Here is a 20510-nt window from a genome sequence, read left to right as displayed (position 1 = left end):
TGTTCTGTCTGGAGGACAGGGCAAAAGGGCCCGGCGTGGGGGGACGAGTGGTGGACTCGTACGGGTGTCTGGGAGTTTGGTATGGACCAATGCGAAGGTCAAGCGATTCGGGAAAGGCGGCCGACGCCTCGCGCTCCGCTGCCGCTTGGGGCACGGTGGAGTGACGCGGGAGACATCTGACGCCTTCGTCGCCGCGCGGAGAGGAGCAACCGCATGTCGAATCACACCTACCGGGTCACGGACCTCGTCGGCACCTCACCCGAGGGCATGGAACAGGCCGTGCGCAACGGCATCGAGCGTGCCTCGCAGACCCTGCGCAACCTCGACTGGTTCGAGGTGACGGAAGTGCGGGGTCAGCTGGAGAACGGCGAGATCGCCCACTGGCAGGTGAGCATGAAGGTCGGCTTCCGCCTGGAGGAGACCGACTGAGGCACCGGCTGAGGCGCCGGCCGGGACCTGGACCGGTCAGGTCCGCCCCTCGCGCTCCTGCGCCACCTCGAGTTCCTCCGACGGAGTGGCCCAGCGGGCCCGTACGACGGTGAATCCGGCGCGTTCCGCGGCCTCGCACACGAGTTCGTCGTCGTCCACGAGCATCCGGACCTCCCGATTCCGGGCGAGCCTGCGCAGTGTCTCCAGTTTGGTGTGCCGGGCGGGCCTGCGGTCGGCGTCGCGCCGCATGTGGACCCGCCCCTCGGGCAGTTCCTGGGCGGCGAGCCAGTCGAGCGTGTCCTGCCGGCACCGCTCGGGCCGCCCGGTGAGATACACGACCTCGCACTCCTCGGCGCTCGCCCGCGCCATCGCGACGCCCTCGGCGAGCGGCGGGTCCGCGGGCGCGGCGCCGAAGAAGCCCGCCCAGTCCCGCGGCCTGCCCTCCAGGAAGTGCTGCCGATGGGCGGTGTCGGCGAGGGTGTTGTCGAGGTCGAACACGGCGATCGGCCGTTGGTCGCGAGCTGTCACACACCCACCCTAGACAGCGGGCGGGAATGCCGGTTCCCGTCAGGCGTTGAACGGTGTGTGACCTCGCTGACCGCCTCGACCCGTTTCTCCGTGCTGGACCGTTCGCGCACCCGCGAGGGGCACACGGCACCCGAGGCGCTGCGTGACACCGTCCGGCTGGCGCGGGAGGTGGAGGAACTCGGCTACCACCGCTTCTGGGTGTCGGAGCACCACGGTGTGCCCGGCGTCGCCGGCTCCGCGCCGACCGTACTGGCGGCCGCCGTGGCCGGCGCGACCCGGACGATCCGGGTGGGCACCGGCGGGGTGATGCTGCCCAACCACCGGCCCCTGGTCGTCGCCGAGCAGTTCGGCGTGCTGGAGTCGCTCTTCCCGGGCCGGATCGACATGGGGCTCGGGCGCTCGGTGGGGTTCACGGACGGCGTGCGCAAGGCGCTCGGCCGGGACAAGGGCGACGCCGAGGACTTCGCCGCCCAGTTGGAGGAACTGCTCGGCTGGTTCCGCGGCACCTCCCCGACACGGGTCCACGCCCGTCCCCCGGAGGGCCTGAGCGTGCCGCCCTTCGTACTCGCCATGGGCGAGGGAGCCACGATCGCGGCCCGCTCCGGCCTGCCGATGGTCATCGGCGACCTGCGCGACCGGGAGCGGATGCGACGCGGCATCGACCACTACCGCGGGCACTTCGTCCCGTCGCCGTGGGCGCGGGAGCCCTACGTCGTCGTGTCGGGCACGGTCGCGGTGGCGGCGACCCCCGAGGACGCCCGGCGGCTGCTGATCCCCGAGGCCTGGTCGATGGCGTACTCCCGCACGCGCGGCACCTTCCCGCCGCTGCCGCCCGCCGAGCGGGTCGAGGGGCTGCACATGTCGGAAAGAGAGCGCGGGTTCTACGACTCCGGTCTGACCGGCCAGATCGCGGGCACCGAGGAACAGGTCGCCCACGAACTGGAGTCGGTGCTGAAGGAGACGGGCGCCGACGAGGTGCTCGTCACCACCAGCACGTACGACCGCGAGGCGCTCGTCGACTCCTACCGGAGGCTGGCCGCGCTCTTCGGCTCATAGCTCGGCCGGCTGCTCGGCCCGTACCTCCACCGCCCCGTCGACGGCGTCCACCCGGGCGCGGTCGCCCGGCTTCAGCTCGCCGGACAGCAGCAGGTCGGCGAGGCGGTCGTCGACCTCGCGCTGGATGGTGCGGCGCAGCGGACGGGCACCGAACTCCGGTTGGTGACCGATCTCGGCCAGCAGGTCCTCGGCGGCCCCGGTGACCTCCAGGGAGACGTCCTGGGCGCGCAGGCGGCGCCGGGTGTGCTCCAGCAGCAGCTCCACGATCTCGCGCAGCTGGGTGCGTTCCAGACCGCGGAAGACGATGATCTCGTCGATGCGGTTGAGGAACTCGGGCCGGAAGTGCTGGTTGAGCACGTCCATCACCGATGCGCGCACCGTCGCGTAGTCCTCCACGCCGGCGGCGAGGATCCGGTCGGCGCCGATGTTCGACGTCATGATCACGACCGTGTTCTTGAAGTCGACCGTGCGGCCCTGGGCGTCGGTCAGCCGGCCGTCGTCCAGCAGCTGCAACAGCGTGTTGAACACGTCCGGGTGCGCCTTCTCCACCTCGTCCAGCAGCAGCACGGCGTACGGCTGCCTGCGCACCGCCTCGGTCAGCTGACCCGCCTCGTCGTGGCCGACGTATCCGGGCGGGGCGCCGACCAGCCGGGAGACGGTGTGCCGCTCCTGGAACTCGCTCATGTCGAGGCGGATCATGCGGTTCTCGTCGCCGAACAGCGCGGCGGCCAGGGCGCGGGCCAGTTCGGTCTTGCCGACGCCGGTCGGGCCGAGGAAGAGGAAGCTGCCGACGGGACGGTTCGGGTCGCTCATGCCGGCCCGGGCCCGCCGCACGGCGCGCGCCACCGCGGTGATCGCCTCGTCCTGGCCGACGACCCTCTCGTGGAGGTGCTCCTCCAGCTTCATCAGCCGCTCGCGCTCCTCCTCGGTGAGCTCGGCGACGGGGATGCCGGTGGTGCGGGAGACGACCTCGGCGATGTCGTCGGCGGTGACCTCGGGCGTCCGCGCCTCGGCCTTGCCGGCCTCGGCGAGCCGCTCCTCGGCCTCCTTGACCCGGTCGCGCAGTTCCTTGGCGCGCTCGTACTCCTCGTCGGCGACGGCCTGGTCCTTCTCCCGGTTCAGGGCGGCGATCCGGTCCTCGATCTCGCGGGCGTCCGCGAGCGGCGTCCGGGCCCGCAGCCGGACCCGGGCGGCCGCCTGGTCCATCAGGTCGATCGCCTTGTCGGGAAGGAAGCGGGAGGTGATGTACCGGTCGGACAGCTCCGCCGCCGCCACGAGCGCCTCGTCGGTGATCCGGACCTGGTGGTGGGCCTCGTAGCGGTCGCGCAGGCCGCGCAGGATCTCCACGGTGTCGTCCACCGACGGCTCGCCGACCAGGATGGGCGCGAAGCGGCGCTCCAGGGCGGCGTCCTTCTCGATGTGCTTGCGGTACTCGTCGACGGTGGTGGCGCCGATGAGGTGCAGCTCGCCGCGGGCCAGCGCGGGCTTGAGCATGTTGCCCGCGTCCAGGGCTCCCTCGCCGCCGCCACCGGCGCCGACCACGGTGTGCATCTCGTCGAGGAAGAGCACCAGTTCGTCGGCGTGCTCGCCGACCTCGTCGAGCAGCTTCTTCAGCCGCTCCTCGAACTCACCGCGGTACTTGGTGCCGGCCACCATCCCGGCCAGGTCCAGCGAGATCAGCCGCTTGCCCGCCAGCGTCTTCGGCACGTCGTCGGCGGCGATGCGCTGGGCGATGCCCTCGACGACGGCGGTCTTGCCGACGCCGGGGTCCCCGATGAGGACGGGGTTGTTCTTGCTGCGCCGGGAGAGCACCTCGATGGTCTGCTCGACCTCCTCGTCCCGGCCGATCACCGGGTCCAGCCTGCCCGCGCGGGCGTCCTCGGTGAGGTCACGGCCGTACTCGTCGACGGTCGGCGTGTTGCTGGGGGCCTTGGGCTCGCCCGTGCCCTCGCTGGGCAGCCTCGCGCCCTCCCAGCCGCCGGCGGCGAGCGCCTCGCCCGCCGTCGACTCCGGGTTGGCGGCGAGGGCGCGCAGCAGGTGCTCGGGGCCGATGTAGGAGGAGTCCTCGGCGCGGGATATCCGGTAGGCGTCGAGCAGGGCCCGCTTGGCGGCCGGGGTGAGCGTCCCCGGCTCGGTCCTCTCGGCCCCCTCGGTGACACCGCCGAGGCGTTCGCGGAGCCGGTCGGGGTCGGTGCCGGCCTCGGTGAGCAGCCGCCGGGTGGAGTCGTGCTCGGTGGCCGCGGCGAGCAGGTGCCGGGCGTCGAGTTCCTCGCCGCCCTCCACGGCGGCGAGGTGCCTGCCCTCGGCGACCAGCTCACGGGCCCGTTCCGACAGCAGGCTGCCGATGTCGACGCGCTGCGCCCGACGGGCGGCGGAGGCCGGCGCGGCGTCGCCGAAGAACCGGGACAGGAGCTCGTCGAACTCCTCGAAGGGGCTGCGTCCGAAACCGAAACCGGGACTCGACATGGTCACGGACCTTCCACGCGGGTGTCGACGGGCATCCTGTTCTCCAAGCTCGCACAGAGCCCTGAGCTCCGCACCCGCGCCGGTCAGCGGGTGCCACCGGGCCGCGTCGCATAGAATTGGGGGGTTTGTCCCTCGCCGGAACCGAAGGCCGGAGCGCGTCCCCATGTCCGACCCCCACGATCCCTACATCCGGGTGCGCGGCGCCCGGGAGCACAACCTCAAGGGCGTCGACGTCGACGTACCGCGCGACGTGGTCGCCGTGTTCACCGGCGTGTCAGGCTCCGGGAAGTCGTCGCTGGCGTTCGGCACCCTGTACGCGGAGGCCCAGCGCCGCTACTTCGAGTCGGTCGCGCCGTACGCGCGCCGGCTGATCCACCAGGTGGGCGCGCCGAAGGTCGGTGAGATCACCGGACTGCCCCCGGCGATCTCCCTGGAGCAGCGCCGCTCGGCCCCGACGTCCCGCTCCTCGGTCGGCACGGTCACGAACCTCTCCAACTCGCTGCGGATGCTCTTCTCCCGGGCCGGGGACTACCCGCCGGGCGCCGAGCGACTCGACTCGGACGCCTTCTCGCCCAACACCGCGGCCGGGGCGTGCCCGCGATGCCAGGGCCTCGGCGAAGTGCACCGCACGACGGAGCAGTTCCTGGTCCCCGACCCGGCGCTGTCGATCCGCGAGGGCGCGATCGCCGCCTGGCCGGGCGCCTGGCAGGGCAAGAACCTGCGCGACATCCTCGACGCGCTCGGGTACGACGTGGACCGGCCGTGGCGCGAACTGCCCGCCGGTGAGCGGGAGTGGATCCTGTTCACGGACGAGCAGCCGGTGGTCACCGTCCACCCGGTCCGCGACGCGGACCGCATCCAGCGCCCGTACCAGGGCACGTACATGAGCGCCCGGCGCCATGTGATGAAGACCTTCTCCGACTCCAGGAGCCCGGCGCTGCGCGCCCGGGCGGAGCGGTTCCTGACCGGCGCGCCGTGCCCGGCCTGCGGGGGCAGCCGGCTGCGGCCCGAGGCGCTGGCGGTGACGTTCGGGGGCCGTACGATCGCGGAGCTGGCCGCGCTGCCGCTGTCCCGGCTGGCCGAAGCCCTCGTCCCCACCGGCGAGACGGCCCGGGTCCTCACCGACGACCTCAGGTCCCGGATCGCCCCGGTCGCCGAGCTCGGCCTCGGCTACCTCAGTCTCGACCGTGCCACCCCCACCCTTTCCGCGGGCGAACTGCAGCGGCTGCGCCTCGCGACCCAGCTGCGCTCGGGTCTGTTCGGGGTGGTGTACGTCCTGGACGAGCCGTCGGCCGGGTTGCACCCGGCGGACACGGAGGCGCTGCTCACGGTGCTGGGGCGGCTGAAGTCGGCCGGCAACTCGGTGTTCGTGGTGGAGCACCACCTCGACGTGGTGCGGGACGCCGACTGGATCGTGGACGTCGGTCCGCTCGCCGGGGAGCACGGCGGCGAGGTGCTGTACAGCGGGCCGGTCGCCGGTCTCGCGGCGGTCGCGGACTCGGCGACGGCCCGTTTCCTCTTCGACGACTCACCGGCACCGGAACGTGAAGTGCGTTCGCCCCGGGGCTGGTTGACGGTCGGGCCGGTCACGCGGCACAACCTGCGCGGGGTGACGGCCGCATTCCCGCTGGGGGTGTTCACGGCGGTCACAGGGGTGTCGGGGTCGGGGAAGTCCACGCTGATCGGTGAGATCACGCAGGAGCCTGCGGGCGTGGGGCGCCTGGTCTCCGTGGACCAGCGGCCGATCGGCCGCACCCCGCGCTCCAACCTGGCGACCTACACCGGCCTGTTCGACGCCGTCCGCAAGGTCTTCGCCGCGACGGAGGCGGCACGCGAACGCGGGTACGGCGTGGGGCGGTTCTCCTTCAACGTGGTGGGGGGACGCTGCGAGACCTGCCAGGGCGAGGGGTTCGTCAGTGTGGAGCTGCTGTTCCTGCCCAGCACGTACACGCCGTGCCCCGACTGCGCCGGGGCCCGCTACAACCCCGAGACGCTCCAGGTGACGTACCGGGGCCGCTCCATCGCGCAGGTGCTGGACCTGACCGTCGAGGCCGCCGCGGAGTTCTTCGCGGACCACCCGGGGGTGTCGCGCAGCCTCGGCACCCTGCTCGACGTGGGCCTCGGTTATCTGCGTCTCGGTCAGCCGGCGACGGAGCTGTCCGGCGGGGAGGCCCAGCGCATCAAGCTGGCCGGCGAGTTGCAGCGCGGCCGCCGTGGCCACACCCTCTATCTCCTCGACGAGCCCACGACGGGTCTGCACCCCGCCGACGTCGAGGTCCTGATGCGTCAGTTGCACGGTCTCGTGGACGCCGGGCACACCGTGATCGTCGTCGAGCACGACATGACCGTGGCCGCCGGCGCGGACTGGGTCGTCGACCTCGGGCCCGGCGGCGGCGAGGCGGGCGGCCGCGTCGTGGCGACCGGACCGCCCAGCGAGGTGGCGGCGGTGCGCCGAAGCGCGACCGCACCCTATCTGGCACGCGTGCTGGCGAGGGGACGCTAGGCCTGTCGCGAAAGTGGCGTCGTCGTCCGCAGAACGGCCGCGCGGCGTCCGGTGCGTTCTGCGGGCGTGCCGTCCGGAAGCCCTCGTACCGGGCGTACTCGGGCTTTCGGGCGGTGCGGCGGGAGAGCGTGCCGGGCATCGCGCGGCGGACGCCGCGTCCACCACCGGGCCTGGTGCCCCGTGTGGACTCCAGTGGCCTCCCCACGGCGGGCCGGAAGACCCTCGGCCGGGCGGGCTCTAGGACGCCAGCACCGTGTGGGTCCAGCCCGGTTCCGGGGTCGTCGCGGGCTGGGCGGCGCGGGCCATGGCCCGGCGGTCGGGAAGACTGCCCGGGAGGATCGGATCCCGGACGTCCACCTCGGCGATCAGGCCGCGTGCCGTCATGACCCGCCACAGGGAGGTGAGCAGGGAGTCCTCGCCGACGAAGGCCGGGGCCGTGCTGGCGTGGCCGTCGGCGAGGCGGTAGTGGATCCGGACCGGCTGCACGGGGACCCCGGCGTCCAGGGCCGCCTGGAAGACGGCCCGGCGGAAGGTGCCCTGGGCCCGGCCGCACCAGGTGCTGCCCTCGGGGAAGACGCCGACCGCGGCCCCGGACCGCAGCAACTCGGCGATGTGGGCGACCGTGGCCGGAAGGGTGCGCAGGCGGTCGCGCTCGATGAACACGACGCCGGCGCTCGCGGCCAGCGAGCCGGCGACCGGCCACTGCCGGATCTCGGTCTTGGCGATCATCCGGGCCGGGCGGACCGACGCGAGCAGCGGGATGTCGAGCCAGGAGATGTGGTTGGCGACCAGCAGCAGACCACCGGTGGGCGCGGCGGAGCCGGTGATGCGCACCCGCACCCCCGCCGCCCACGCGATGGTCCGGGCCCACCGGCGCACCCAGTGGGCGGGAACGCGCCTGCCGAGCGGCAGCAGCGTGATCCCGCCGAGCAGCAGCACCAGCACCGCGGTGAACCGCAGCACCCCCCACAGCGCGACCCTGCCCCGCCCCGCGGGCTCCACGCACGCCCTGGGGGTGCAGGGCGCGCTGGGCAGCCAGACGCTCATCAGGCCGGGACGAGCGAGAGGAAGTGCTTCAGATAGCGCGGGTTGACCCGGCGCATCGACAGCAGCACGTACATGTCGGCGACGCCGAAGTCGGCGTCGTGCGCGGGCTCGCCGCACACCCAGGCGCCCAGGCGCACATAGCCGCGCAGCAGCGGCGGGAGCTCGGTGCGCCCGGCGGGCCGGGCGACGCCGTCCGCGGACCACGGCAGCAGCGGCCGTACCCGGTACTCCTCGGGGGCGAGGTTCTTGGCCTGGACCCGGTCCCAGGTGGCGGCGGCGACGGCGCCGCCGTCGTCGGCCAGCGGGATGGAGCAGCAGCCTGCCAGCCACTCGTGGCCCCGGTCGACCATGTAGCGCGCTATCCCCGCCCAGATCAGGCCGATGACCGTGCCGTCGCGGTGGTCCGGGTGCACACAGGAGCGGCCGACCTCGACGAGGCCCGGGCGGATCGGGTCGAGACGGCTCAGGTCGAACTCGCCCTCGGAGTAGAGCCGGCCGGCCACCGCGGCGCGCTCGGGCGGCAGCAGCCGGTAGGTGCCGACGACCTGGTCGGTGAGCGTGTCGCGGACCAGCAGGTGGTCGCAGTACGCGTCGAAGGAGTCGATGTCGAGGCCCGGCTGCGGGGAGGACAGCATCGCGCCCATCTCGCCGGCGAAGACGTCGTGCCGCAGCTTCTGCGCCGCACGCACGTCGTCCTCGTCGCGGGCGAGGGTGACGGTGTAGCGGGTGGGTGCCGCTGGCTGCAGGGGACGGTCGAGGGTGGAAACGCCGGTCATGGCACACTCCTGGTCACGGGCCGGTTCGACGACGGCAGCGGGCGGGCCGGGTCGTTCGGCCTGCCGCCACAGTTCTTCCGATGCCGGTTGGCGTGCGCGTTACCTGCGCCCGGAGCGGGGATGTGCGGATGTTGAATGCCCGGGGTGGGCCACAAAGCGAGACGGGACCGGGGATGAGCACCACTCCCGGTCCCGCCCGTCCGCACCTGGTCGGCGAACGTCTCTCCTACCTGCGCGGCACTACTTCCTGGCCGCCTTGCGGGTGGCGCGCAGCCACTCCTTGTTCATGCCGGTGATGGACATCAGCGGGATGCCCTTCGGGCAGGCCGTGGCGCACTCGCCGGTGAGGGTGCAGCCGCCGAAGCCCTCCTCGTCCATCTGCGCGACCATGTCCAGCACCCGCGTCTCGCGCTCCGGCGCGCCCTGCGGCAGCACGTTGAGGTGATTGATCTTGGCGGAGGTGAACAGCATCGCCGCGCCGTTCGGGCACGCCGCCACGCAGGCGCCGCAGCCGATGCACTCCGCGTGCTCGAAGGCGAAGTCCGCGTCCGGCTTCGGCACGGGCGTGGCGTGCGCCTCGGGCGCGGAACCGGTCGGCGCGGTGACGTAGCCGCCGGCCTGGATGATCCGGTCGAACGCGGTCCGGTCCACGACCAGATCCTTGATCACCGGGAAGGCGGCGGCCCGCCACGGCTCGATGTCGATCGTGTCGCCGTCCCGGAAGGACCTCATGTGCAACTGGCACGTGGTGGTGCGCTCGGGGCCGTGCGCGTCGCCGTTGATGACGAGCGAGCAGGCGCCGCAGATGCCCTCACGGCAGTCGTGGTCGAAGGCGACCGGGTCCTCGCCCTTGAGGATGAGGTCCTCGTTGAGCGTGTCGAGCATCTCCAGGAAGGACATGTCGGGCGAGACGCCGTCCACCTCGTACGTGGACATGGCGCCGTCGGCGTCGGCGTTGCGCTGGCGCCAGACGCGCAGGGTGAGCTTCATGCGTAGCTCCGCTGGGTGGGGTGGACGTACTCGAAGACCAGGTCTTCCTTGTGCAGGACGGGCGACTCACCGGTCTCGGTGAACTCCCAGGCGGCCGCGTAGGTGTACTCCTCGTCCCGGCGGGCCGCCTCTCCGTCGGGGGTCTGGGACTCCTCGCGGAAGTGGCCGCCGCAGGACTCGGAGCGGTGCAGCGCGTCGAGGCACATCAGCTCGGCGAGCTCCAGGTAGTCGACGACCCGGTTGGCCTTCTCCAGCGACTGGTTGAACTCCTCGCCGGTTCCCGGCACCTTGATCCGGCGCCAGAACTCCTCCCGGATCTGCGGGATCCGCTCCAGGGCCTTGCGCAGTCCGGTCTCGGTGCGGGCCATGCCGCAGAACTCCCACATCAGCTCGCCCACCTCGCGGTGGAAGGAGTCCGGCGTGCGGTCGCCGTCGACGGCGAGCAGCAGGTTGACGCGGTCCTGGGTCTCGGCCAGCACCTCCTGCACCACGGGGTGTTCGTCGGTGACCGGGTCCTGGTGCGGGTTGCGCGCCAGGTAGTCGTTGATGGTCGCCGGCAGCACGAAGTAGCCGTCGGCCAGACCCTGCATCAGCGCGGAGGCGCCGAGCCGGTTCGCGCCGTGGTCGGAGAAGTTCGCCTCACCGATCGCGAAGAGCCCCGGTACGGTCGTCTGGAGGTCGTAGTCGACCCACAGGCCGCCCATCGTGTAGTGCACCGCGGGGTAGATCCGCATCGGGACCTCGTACGGATCCTCGTCGGTGATCCGCTGGTACATGTCGAAGAGGTTGCCGTACTTGGCCTCGACCGCCTTGCGGCCCATCCGCTTGATCGCGTCCGCGAAGTCCAGGTAGACGCCCTGGCCGCCGGGCCCGACACCGCGCCCCTCGTCGCAGACGTTCTTCGCGGCGCGCGAGGCGATGTCGCGGGGGACGAGGTTGCCGAAGGAGGGGTAGATCCGCTCCAGGTAGTAGTCGCGCTCGTCCTCGGGGATCCGGTGCGCGGGCCGCTCGTCGCCCTTCGCCTTCGGCACCCAGATGCGGCCGTCGTTGCGCAGCGACTCGCTCATGAGGGTCAGCTTCGACTGGTGGTCACCGGTACGCGGGATGCAGGTGGGGTGGATCTGGGTGAAACAGGGGTTGGCGAAGTACGCGCCCCGCCGGTGCGCCCGCCAGACGGCGGTGGCGTTGGAGTTCATCGCGTTGGTCGACAGGTAGAAGACGTTTCCGTAGCCGCCGCTGGCGAGGACCACCGCGTCCGCGAAGTACGTGTCGATCTTCCCGGTGATCAGGTCCCGGGCGACGATCCCGCGCGCCCGCCCGTCGACGACGATCAGGTCGAGCATCTCGGTACGGGGGTGCATCTCGACGTTCCCGGCCGCGATCTGCCGGCTGAGCGCCTGGTAGGCGCCGAGCAGCAGCTGCTGGCCCGTCTGGCCACGGGCGTAGAAGGTCCGCGAGACCTGCACTCCGCCGAAGGAGCGGGTGTCGAGCAGACCGCCGTACTCCCGCGCGAACGGCACGCCCTGCGCCACGCACTGGTCGATGATCTCGACGGAGATCTGCGCGAGCCGGTGCACGTTGGACTCGCGGGCCCGGAAGTCGCCGCCCTTGACGGTGTCGTAGAACAGCCGGTGCACGGAGTCGCCGTCGTTGCGGTAGTTCTTCGCCGCGTTGATGCCGCCCTGCGCGGCGATGGAGTGGGCCCGGCGCGGGGAGTCCTGGTAGCAGAACTGGACGACGTGGTAACCCTGTTCGGCGAGCGTGGCGCCGGCGGAGCCGCCGGCGAGGCCGGTGCCGACGACGATCACGGTGTGCTTGCGCCGGTTGGCGGGGTTGACCAGCTTGGCCTCGAAGCGGCGCGTGTCCCAGCGCTCGTGGATCGGCCCGGTGGGGGCCTTGGTGTCGGCGACCGGCTCACCGGTCACGTACTCGGTGTACCTCATGTCAGCTCACCAATCCGGTCATGACGCCCACGGGCACGGCCAGGAATCCGGCCGTGAGGAGCAGGGCGAGGACGTCGGCGGTCACCTTCAGCGCGCGGTCGCGCGTGCGGCTGCCGACGCCCAGGGTCTGTGCGGCGCTCCAGAAGCCGTGCCGGACGTGCAGGCCGACGGCGAGCACGGCCACGATGTAGATCACGTTGCCGTACCAGGTGGAGAAGGTGTCCACGATGTTCTGGTACGGGCGCAGGTGCTCGTACCCGCCGGGGTGCACGGTGCCGGTGGTCAGGTCGAGGATGTGCCAGACGATGAACAGGGCGAGGATGATCCCGCCCCAGCGCATCGTGCGCGTCGCGTAGGAGGAGCGCGCCTTCTTGTGCACGTACTTGCTGGGACGCGCCTTGATGTCGCGACGGCTCAGCTGGTACGCGGAGACGGCGTGGGCGACGACCGCGGCGACGAGGACGATCCGGACCAGCCACAGCGTCCACTCGTAGTGCATGAACGGCTCGCCGACCGTGCGCAGCCAGTGGGCGTAGTGGTTGATCTCCTCGGGGCCGAAGAAGATCTTCAGGTTGCCGATCATGTGGACGACCAGGTACAGCAGCATGATCAAGCCGCTGACCGCCATGACGGTCTTCTTGCCGACGGAGCTGTCCCACATCGTGCGCGCCATGGACGGCCGTCGGTCCGTCCGCGTTGCCAGAGCCATGTCACGCACCGTAGGCGCGACAGGGGTGATCAGTCCAAGACATGGTCCGGCTTGAATCGATAGCCCGGGCCTATGCTTGCGGTATGCAGTTCCAGCAGCTCCAGTACTTCGTGGCGGTGGCCGAGACCCGGCACTTCACCCGGGCCGCGGATCTCGTCCATGTCGCCCAGCCGTCGCTGTCGCAGCAGATCAAGGCCCTGGAGCGGGAGCTGGGTGCCGACCTGTTCCTGCGGGCGCGGGGCAACATCACGCTCACCGACGCGGGCGAGGCGCTGCTGCCGCTGGCCCGGCGGATCCTGGCCGACGCGGACACGGCGCGGTACGAGGTGCAGGAGCTGGTGCAGCTGCGGCGGGGGCGGGTGCGGCTGGGGGCCACGCCGAGCGTGTGCACGGGCCTGCTGCCGGACGTGCTGCGGGCCTTCCACGACCGCTATCCGGGGATCCAGCTGCTGATCGAGGAGAGCGGCTCGCACGATCTCGTACGGCATCTCGCCCGCGGTGCGCTGGATCTCGCCCTCGTCGTCCTGCCGCTGCCGACGCCGTCACCGGCGCTGACGACGGTGGAGCTGTTGCGGGAGGACCTGGTGGTGGTGTCCTCGCCGGAGGCGTCCGCGCCGGGCGGGGGGCGGCGGACGGTGCAGATCGCCGACCTGGAGGGCGAGCGGCTCGTGATGTTCCGGCACGGGTACGACCTGCGGGAGCTGACCGTCGCGGCGTGCCGCTCCGCCGGGTTCGAGCCGGACTTCGCGGTGGAGGGCGGGGAGATGGACGCCGTGCTGGGGTTCGTGCGGGCGGGGCTGGGGGTGGCCGTCGTGCCCCGCATGGTCGCCGCGCGGTCGGGGCGTGGTCTGCGGGTGACGCCGCTCGGGCGGCCGGGGCTGTACCGGACGATCGCGCTGGCGCACCGCAGTGATGTGGCTCCGCCTCGGGCGGCGCGGGAGTTGCAGCGGATGTTGCTGGAGCGGTGAGCGCCGCGGCGCGCAGGGCTGGGCGGGGCGTGGGGGCTGGTCGCGCAGTTCCCCGCGCCCCTGAGGGCGTCTTGGCACCGGGTGTCGTCGAGGGGATGGTCAGGTGGTGGCGTCGGCCAGTGCCAGGTCGTGGAGGCGTTCCGGGGGGCCGGGGCGGGCGTAGTACCAGCCCTGGGCCGTGTCGCAGCCGAGTATGCGCAGCTGCTCGGCCTGGGCGCCGGTCTCCACGCCCTCGACCGTGACCGCGAGGTCCAGGCTGTGGGCGAGGGAGACGATCCCTTCGACGATCTTGAGGTCGACGGGGTCGGCGGGGAACTGCTGCATGCTCTGGGTGAAGGAGCGGTCCAGCTTGAGGATGCTCACCGGGAGACGCCGCAGGTTGGCGAGGTTGGAGTAGCCCGTGCCGAAGTCGTCCAGGGCGATGTCGACGCCCATCTCGGCCAGTCGGCGCAGCGGCTTGAGCAGATCGTCGTCGGCGCCGATCAGGGCGGACTCGGTGACCTCCAGGCACAGGGCGTCGGGCGCGACACCCGCCGCCTCCAGGATCTCCACGGTGTCCTGGACGAGGCCGGGGTGGGTCAGCTGGCACGGCGAGAGGTTGACGTTGATGCGCAGCGGCGCGGACGGGGTGCCCGCGTAGCGCTCCCGCCAGTCGCGGGCCTGGCGCACGGACTGCTCCAGGACCCAGCGGCCGAGGGGGACGATCAGCCCGGTGTGCTCGGCGAGCGGGATGAACCGGTCGGGGCCGAGCACCCCGTGCTGCGGATGCAGCCAGCGGACCAGGGCCTCGGCGCCGCGCACGCTGCCGTCGCCGAGGTGGACGAGGGGCTGGTACTCGATGAAGAACTCGCCGCGCTCCAGCGCCGTCGGCAGCGCGGTGGTCAGACCGTTGCGGGTGATCGCGCGGGCGTCGGCCTCGGCGTCGGCGACCTCGAAGCGGTTGCCGCCGGCCGACTTGGCCCGGTACATGGTGATGTCGGCGCTGCGCAGCACCTCGGCCGCGCTGCGCTCCCCCGCCGCGCCCTCGACGACGCCGATGCTGCCGCGCACGGTCAGCTGACGGCCGTCGACGGTGATCGGGGCGACCAGGGCGTTCATGATCCGGGCGGCGAGTTCGTCGACCTCGCGCTGGGTGTCGGGCCCGGTGGTGAGCGCCACGAACTCGTCCCCGCCGAGCCTCGCGACCATCTCGCCGGGTGCGGTGGCGCAGGCCTGCAGCCGGTCGGCGACCTCGACCAGCAGCCGGTCGCCGGCCGCGTGGCCGAGGCTGTCGTTGATGGTCTTGAAGCCGTCGAGGTCGAGGTAGCACAGGCCGAAGCGCTGCCCCTCGCCCGCGCCGAGGACCTTCTCCAGGCGTTCGAAGAACAGGGTGCGGTTGGGCAGTCCGGTCAGCGCGTCGTGGGTGGCCTCGTAGCGCAGCCGGAGGTTCAGCAGCCGCCGCTCGGTGGTGTCCTCCATCAGCGCGAGCTGGTACTGCGGGTTGCCGTCGGGGTCGCGCAGCAGGGAGACGGTGAGGTTGGTCCACAGGACCGTGCCGTCGGGCCGGTAGAAGGCCTTCTCCACGTGGTAGTGCTCGCGTTCGCCGCGCACCAGTTCCTCGTAGAGCCGCCAGACCTGGGGGGCGTCGTCGGCGTGGGTCCACTCGCGGACGTTGCGCCCGCGAAGGGTGTGTTCGGAGCCACCGAACATGCGCAGCATCGCGCCGTTGACCTCCAGGACGTTGCCGTCGAGGTCGGCGATGCTGATGCCTATGGCCGCGCCCTCGAAGACCGCCCGGAAGCGGGCCTCGCTGGCGTGCAGCGCCTGCGCGACGACGCCCTGGGCGCGCAGCGCGGCCTGCGCGATGGACTCCTGCTCCGCGAGGGTGCGTTCGCGCAGCGACTGGGCGAACCCGGCGGCCATGGCGTGCTGCAGACGGGAGGAGCGGGCCCGCAGGTCCTCCTGGGAGCCGTCCTCGCCGCAGTAGAGCACCAGGTAGGCGTCGACGCAGTCCAGGGCGTGGCTGAGCGCCTCGGGGTCGGTGCAGTGCGTGCCGACCAGGGCGGCGCCGACCGCGCGGCCCTCGGCGGCGTCGAAGGCCCGGGCGCGCAGGGCCGCGCTCAGTCTCCGGGCCAGCGGCAGCAGTTGTTCCTCGAACTCGGACCGGGTCAGCGACGTCGAGGTGGCCGGGTAGACCGCCCGGCTCCAGATCGTCGCGAACCTGCGGAGTCTGTCCTCCGGCCCGTCCGGCTCCGCGCTCACGCCGTACGCCCCACGCCCGCGAAACCGGAGAAGGCATAGGGATCCTCGTCCTCCGGCGCGGTCTCGGGCCGCCAGACGGGCATCGGCACCAGTCCCGGTTCCACCATGTCGTACCCCTCGAAGAACCGCGCGATCTCCTCGCGCGAGCGCATGATCAGCGGGTTGCGAAGGTCCTTGTATACGTCCACCGCGCCACCCGCCCGCTCGGGTGCCAGCGGGATTCCCTCGTACGAGGCATGCGTGAGCACGAGCATGCTGCCGGGCGCGAGTGCGTCGCCCAGTTGAGCGACCACCCCGTACGGGTCGTCCGCGTCCTCCACGAAGTGCAGTATGGCAACGAGCAGCAGCGCCACCGGCCGCTTCAGGTCGATCAGTTGCTCCACCTGCGGGCTGGACAGGATGTCGTGGGGCTTGCGCAGGTCCGCCGCCACCACGCCGGCGTCGTCGTTGCCTTCGAGAACGGCCTGGCTGTGCGCGACGGCGACGGGGTCGTGGTCGACGTAGACCACGCGCGCGCCGGGGCTGGCCTCCTGGGCCACCTCGTGGACGTTTCCGTAGGTCGGGATGCCGGAGCCGATGTCCAGGAACTGGGTGATGCCCTCGGCGGCCGCGTGCCGCACCGCGCGGCGCATGAACGCCCGGTTCGCCTGCATGATCTTCGGCAGTCCCGGCAGGAACTCCATGGCCCGGCGGGCCGCTTCCCGGTCGACCTCGAAGTTGTGCGAACCGCCCAGGTAGTAGTCGTAGATCCGCGCGACACTGGGCACCGAGATGTCGATGCTCCGGGGGGCCCAGGCGGGACGCTCCATCTATCTCTCCAAGGCGTAGGCGATCCGGTGTTCGAGCAGAGGCTACTGATCGCCCGCCAAAGGAGCGACCCGAAACGGAAATTGACCGTCCGTTCCCGGTCACTGCCTGCGGCACGTGCCGAATCGACCCCTCCCGGCGAAGGCTCACGAATCCTGAAGACTCCCGAAGACTCGCGGTGAATCACGGCAAAACGGTCCGCGTCCCGCGGGGAGTGCGGGATGCGGACCGCTCGGTCGAACGCCGGGCCGGACCCGGGGGGGGTGGGGGGCCTCTGCTACTGGGCGGGGGCGCCGACCGGCTTGCCGTCGGGCTTCACGGCGAACCACGTGCCGCCCACGCCCTGGCCGTTGGTGTCACCGGGCTTCTTGTCCCCGGCGAAGGTGTAGATCGGCACGCAGTCGATGGTCTGCTGCTTGATGCCGTCGGGCCGGTCGAAGACGACGTAGCCCCGGTTGGCGGTGGAGCCCTGGAGGTCGATGCCCTTGGTGTCCTTCGCGTCGACCGGCGCGACGACCGGCCACTTCGTCAGGCACTCCCCGGTGCACGCGGTCTTCATCGGCCACTGGGAGTCCTTCATGAAGCGGTAGACCGTGTGGCCGTTCTTGTCGACGACGATCTCGCCGAGCTTCGGGTCCTTGCGGGTGGACAGTCCGGGCAGGTCGGCCGACGTGGCCTTCTTGCCGTCGGGGGCCAGCGCGTACCAGGTGCCGCCCACGCCCTGGCCCTTGATGTCGCCCGGGTTGACGTCCTTCGCATAGCGGTACGCCGGCCAGCCGCCCACGGTCAGCTGCTTGGTGCCGTCGGGGCGGGTGACCTCGCCGAGCAGTGCCTCGTCCACACCCTCGCCGGCGGTGGCGTCACCTGCGGGGACGGGCGGCCAGGCGGTAGCGCAGTCGCCCTCGCAGTTGGTCTTCGGCGGTTCCGCGGTGTCCTGGTCGAAGCGGTAGAGGGTACGTCCGGCGCTGTCGGAGAGCACCTGACCGAACTCCGCGTTGGCGGCGACCGACAACTTGCCCGCGGGGGCGGCCTGGGCGCCCGCGTTCTGCTCGCCCGCGGCGGCACCGACGCCCGTACCGGCGCCGGTGTCGAGTCCCGTGCCACCGTATCCGCCGGCAGGGGCCGTGACTCCCACGTTCTGGCTGGCCGACTGGGGGCCACTTTCCTGACCGCACGCCGTCGTCAGCGCCAGTACGGCCACGGCGCTCACCACGAGCGAGGCGCTCCGCCAGGAGGTCTTCATCGTCAACTCCCCATAATCACCTGGATATTGCAGCGCCCTGCTGTGCCGCCGCACGGCAATGGGTACGCACGGGGGTGCCGGTTGTGTTCAACCGGATCGCAGATTTCTTCGCGGAGCCGGCCGCCGCTCGTATGCGCGTCCGGCCCTCCGGGCACACGGCCGTGCGCCGATCAAACCCCGAGGCGCCCACTTCCCCCGTTCGGGGCAATCCCCCGGCCGCCCGGCGTGTGCGGCCGCGAGAAGCCTCATGATCTCGGTCGTGCATGGTTCCGAACCGACCCAATCGCCCGTCCGCGCGCGGATGTTGGTGCTGGTCACTCTGACCGTGGCGCTCGTCGGCGCCCCCGTCGGCGTGACCGCGGCCGACGCGTGCGCGTACGCGTCGACCGGACCGGGGGGCACGGAGGCGGTGGCGGTGGCGGGGAGCCGGACATGGCCCGTCCCCCCGACCTGTCCCAGCCCCACACCCACCCCCAGTCCGACGCCGACGCCGACGCCCACACCGACACCGCCACCCGAGCCGACCCCGCCACCACCGCCACCGCCCAAGCCCACTCCACCGCCGAAGCCGAAGCCCACCCCGCGTCCCGAGCCGCCGCCGCGGCCGGCACCGCCGCCGCCACCGGCTCCCGCGCCCCCGCCGGCTCCGGCCCCCAGGCCGACGCCGCCACCACCACCGCCGCCGCCCGCCCCCGAGCCGTCGCCGACCCCGTCGGCCAAGCCCACGCCGCGTCCGACCGTGACGCCGGTGAGCTATCCGCGCTACCGCACCCCGCCGCGCAACCGGCAGACCCGGGGCGGCCAGTCCCCGGTCACCTACGTCCTGCTCATCACCGTGCCGGCGCTGCTCGCCGTCGCCGCCCTGCGTCCGCGCTGATCCCTGGAGGCTTTCGTTGCCGGAATGGCTTGTTCTCACCCTCGCGATCCTGGCCGCCTGTGCCCTGGTGGTCCTCATCGTCCTGCTGCGCAACCGTGCGGCGTCCGAGGACGAGGATCCCTCCGAGACGCCGGACGTCATCGAGTACATGACGATGTGGATCGGCGTGGTCTACGCCATCGTGCTCGGTCTGGCCATCGCGGGCGTGTGGGAGGCACGCAGCGTCGCCCAGGACCACGTCCGCGCGGAGGCGCAGGCGCTGCACGAGATCACGGAACGCGTGCGGGTGTACCCGGCGGACGCCCGTGACCGTATTCGGGCGGATGTCAACGCCTATGTCGGACACGTCGTCACCACCGAGTGGAAGGCGATGACCGATGAGGGCAAGGTCACCGCGCGCGGCACCGAACTGCTCGACCAGGTGCGCGCCACCGTCACGGACTACGAGCCGGAGAACGACTTCGAGGCGCAGGCCTACCAGCCCCTGGTCGACCAGGTGGCGGAGGCGGACCGGGCCCGCCACGCACGTGCCGACTCGACCGAGCCGACCATGCCGGGCGTCGTGTGGTTCGGGCTCGTCGGGGGGGCCGTGATCACCATCGGGATGATCTTCGCCCTGCAGATCCGGCGCACTCCGCGCGAGTTGGTACTCGCCGTGCTGTTCTCCGCGCTGATCGCCTTCCTGCTCTTCCTGATCTGGGACTTCGACTCGCCCTACAGCCGGGGTGTCGCGGCCTCGTACCAGCCCTTCCTGGATCTGTTCCCGGACGCCAGGGGCGGCTGACGGGGACGGGACCGCGCCCGGACACCGCGGGCCGCCGGGGGGCGTCCGGCACGCCGCCGCCGTCCCCCGGCCGCCGCATCCGCGTCCCTCGGGTGGCCCACGTCCGTGCCCCGTTCGCACCACTGCGATCGCGGACACGCGCGCCTCTTCCTAGCGTTTCAGTCATCGAGGCGCATTCCTCATGCGAGCGGATCGGTCCGCGGCTGCTCCTCGGGACCGGAGGACGCTCATGGCGGCGATACAGGGGGCGGCGCGCGCCGGCGGCCGCGACCGGGCGCACCGGCCGCCGGCGACCACGGCACTTCGTACGGACATGACGTCGGCCCCGGGACCGACCGTGGTCCGGGGCCGACGTCGTACGTGCGATCAGGTGTCCCGACGCGGGGCGGCGCGTCAGGCGTGGGTCTCGGAGCGGCGGCGCATCCAGAAGACACCGCCGCCGATGACGGCCGAGGCGACCAGCCCGCCGCCGATGGCCACGTCGGTCGGCGTCGCCCCGGTGGTGCTGCTGCCGCCGAGACCGCCACGGACACCGCCGATGACCGTGAAGGCGTTCGGACGGTTCAGCCGGCGTCCCGAGCACTGGACGGCGATGTCGTAGGTGCCGGGCCGGGCGTCGCGGTAGATCGTCGCGGAGCCCCTCGACGCGCGGCCGGAGCCGCCCACCGGCGACAGGGTGGTCGTTCCGAAGGCATCGGAGTACATGGCGCCGCCGCGCGGGCAGCTGTCCACGGTGACCGTCATCTGGCCCCCGCGGGCGATGACGCTGGGCAGGGACACGATGTTGGCCGGGAAATCCCCCGCGACCGCCACCGGGGCCGGGACCCCGAGCAGTGCGGCGGCCACGGCGGAGACCGCCAGGGCACGAGAGTTACGCATGTCATCCTCCGCGGAAGACGCCCCGGGACCCGTTCCCGGTAAATCGGCGAGACAGCGTCTCCCAGCAAAACCCTCAGATGCCTTGCGCAGATTCGCATTTCGGGAATGGGCCGTCCTGGTGAAACAACACGCCGCGAGATAAGCGCACAATCAGATATTGCCGCAGGTCACGGACCATGGGAAAAATCCTGTGCGCGGCAACTCGGATGGCGCACCGGGCGTGACCGGTACACCCGTTCGCCCTTCTCCCGTCGCCGGTTTCCC

17 protein-coding genes are annotated in these 20510 nt (G+C 72.0%); 6 read left to right on the top strand and 11 right to left on the bottom strand.

The window, feature by feature from the left end:
• Positions 1–213: 213 nt before the first annotated feature.
• Positions 214–429 carry a dodecin gene (locus ACZ7LV_RS00355; RefSeq protein WP_401666727.1) on the top strand — a complete coding sequence of 72 codons (216 nt, stop codon included), beginning with the start codon at positions 214–216 and terminating at the stop codon, positions 427–429.
• 36 nt (positions 430–465) lie between these two features.
• Here the strand turns inward: ACZ7LV_RS00355 and ACZ7LV_RS00350 are convergent, their stop codons facing one another.
• Positions 466–957 carry a phosphatase domain-containing protein gene (locus ACZ7LV_RS00350; RefSeq protein WP_471934567.1) on the bottom strand — a complete coding sequence of 164 codons (492 nt, stop codon included), beginning with the start codon at positions 955–957 and terminating at the stop codon, positions 466–468.
• A 57-nt stretch (positions 958–1014) separates the two neighbouring features.
• Here ACZ7LV_RS00350 and ACZ7LV_RS00345 point away from each other — a divergent pair, with 57 nt between their 5' ends.
• Positions 1015–2013, top strand: coding sequence for an LLM class flavin-dependent oxidoreductase (locus ACZ7LV_RS00345; RefSeq protein ID WP_471934566.1), 999 nt, complete (start codon positions 1015–1017; stop codon positions 2011–2013).
• On the opposite strand, the gene ACZ7LV_RS00340 is transcribed toward ACZ7LV_RS00345, so the two are convergent.
• Positions 2008–4479, bottom strand: a complete 2472-nt coding sequence (locus tag ACZ7LV_RS00340) for an ATP-dependent Clp protease ATP-binding subunit (protein ID WP_471934565.1) — start codon at positions 4477–4479, stop codon at positions 2008–2010. The genes ACZ7LV_RS00345 and ACZ7LV_RS00340 overlap by 6 nt on opposite strands.
• Before the next feature lie 163 nt (positions 4480–4642).
• On the opposite strand from ACZ7LV_RS00340, the gene ACZ7LV_RS00335 reads away from it, so the two are divergent.
• A complete protein-coding gene (locus ACZ7LV_RS00335; RefSeq protein ID WP_471934564.1) occupies positions 4643–6982 on the top strand; it encodes an ATP-binding cassette domain-containing protein in 2340 nt (779 codons plus the stop codon).
• Between the two features lie 237 nt (positions 6983–7219).
• Here the strand turns inward: ACZ7LV_RS00335 and ACZ7LV_RS00330 are convergent, their stop codons facing one another.
• The 5 genes from ACZ7LV_RS00330 to ACZ7LV_RS00310 form a co-directional block, all read right to left on the bottom strand.
• Positions 7220–8029 carry a lysophospholipid acyltransferase family protein gene (locus ACZ7LV_RS00330; protein WP_471934563.1) on the bottom strand — a complete coding sequence of 270 codons (810 nt, stop codon included), beginning with the start codon at positions 8027–8029 and terminating at the stop codon, positions 7220–7222.
• Complete coding sequence (locus tag ACZ7LV_RS00325) at positions 8029–8805, bottom strand: GNAT family N-acetyltransferase (protein WP_471934562.1); 777 nt, start codon at positions 8803–8805, stop codon at positions 8029–8031. The genes ACZ7LV_RS00330 and ACZ7LV_RS00325 overlap by 1 nt, the downstream gene beginning before the upstream one ends.
• A 240-nt stretch (positions 8806–9045) precedes the next feature.
• A complete protein-coding gene (locus ACZ7LV_RS00320) occupies positions 9046–9795 on the bottom strand; it encodes a succinate dehydrogenase/fumarate reductase iron-sulfur subunit (RefSeq protein ID WP_471934561.1) in 750 nt (249 codons plus the stop codon).
• Positions 9792–11738 carry a fumarate reductase/succinate dehydrogenase flavoprotein subunit gene (locus ACZ7LV_RS00315; protein WP_471934560.1) on the bottom strand — a complete coding sequence of 649 codons (1947 nt, stop codon included), beginning with the start codon at positions 11736–11738 and terminating at the stop codon, positions 9792–9794. The genes ACZ7LV_RS00320 and ACZ7LV_RS00315 overlap by 4 nt, the downstream gene beginning before the upstream one ends.
• A gap of 1 nt (position 11739) precedes the next feature.
• On the bottom strand, positions 11740–12411 hold the full coding sequence (locus ACZ7LV_RS00310; protein WP_471936020.1) for a succinate dehydrogenase: 672 nt from the start codon (positions 12409–12411) through the stop codon (positions 11740–11742).
• A gap of 119 nt (positions 12412–12530) precedes the next feature.
• Between ACZ7LV_RS00310 and ACZ7LV_RS00305 the strand changes: the two genes are divergently transcribed.
• A complete protein-coding gene (locus ACZ7LV_RS00305; protein WP_471934559.1) occupies positions 12531–13415 on the top strand; it encodes a LysR family transcriptional regulator in 885 nt (294 codons plus the stop codon).
• Between the two features lie 99 nt (positions 13416–13514).
• Here ACZ7LV_RS00305 and ACZ7LV_RS00300 read toward each other — a convergent pair whose 3' ends face one another.
• The 3 genes from ACZ7LV_RS00300 to ACZ7LV_RS00290 form a co-directional block, all read right to left on the bottom strand.
• Complete coding sequence (locus ACZ7LV_RS00300; RefSeq protein WP_471934558.1) at positions 13515–15656, bottom strand: putative bifunctional diguanylate cyclase/phosphodiesterase; 2142 nt, start codon at positions 15654–15656, stop codon at positions 13515–13517.
• On the bottom strand, positions 15653–16465 hold the full coding sequence (locus ACZ7LV_RS00295; protein ID WP_401666699.1) for an SAM-dependent methyltransferase: 813 nt from the start codon (positions 16463–16465) through the stop codon (positions 15653–15655). The genes ACZ7LV_RS00300 and ACZ7LV_RS00295 overlap by 4 nt, the downstream gene beginning before the upstream one ends.
• Before the next feature lie 275 nt (positions 16466–16740).
• Positions 16741–17706 (bottom strand): SCO0930 family lipoprotein, encoded by a 966-nt coding sequence (locus ACZ7LV_RS00290; RefSeq protein ID WP_471934557.1) that lies wholly within the window; start codon positions 17704–17706, stop codon positions 16741–16743.
• 748 nt (positions 17707–18454) lie between these two features.
• Between ACZ7LV_RS00290 and ACZ7LV_RS00285 the strand changes: the two genes are divergently transcribed.
• Both ACZ7LV_RS00285 and ACZ7LV_RS00280 read left to right on the top strand, forming a co-directional pair.
• Positions 18455–18583 (top strand): hypothetical protein, encoded by a 129-nt coding sequence (locus ACZ7LV_RS00285; protein WP_393108168.1) that lies wholly within the window; start codon positions 18455–18457, stop codon positions 18581–18583.
• A gap of 16 nt (positions 18584–18599) precedes the next feature.
• A complete protein-coding gene (locus ACZ7LV_RS00280) occupies positions 18600–19367 on the top strand; it encodes a bestrophin-like domain (RefSeq protein WP_471934556.1) in 768 nt (255 codons plus the stop codon).
• A gap of 393 nt (positions 19368–19760) precedes the next feature.
• On the opposite strand, the gene ACZ7LV_RS00275 is transcribed toward ACZ7LV_RS00280, so the two are convergent.
• A complete protein-coding gene (locus ACZ7LV_RS00275; protein ID WP_471934555.1) occupies positions 19761–20246 on the bottom strand; it encodes a hypothetical protein in 486 nt (161 codons plus the stop codon).
• Between the last annotated feature and the right edge of the window lie 264 nt (positions 20247–20510).

This window comes from Streptomyces sp. NPDC107562, from assembly GCF_055657325.1.
The sequence above is the reverse complement of the archived record's forward strand: the minus strand, read 5'-3'. Positions and strand labels throughout refer to the sequence as shown.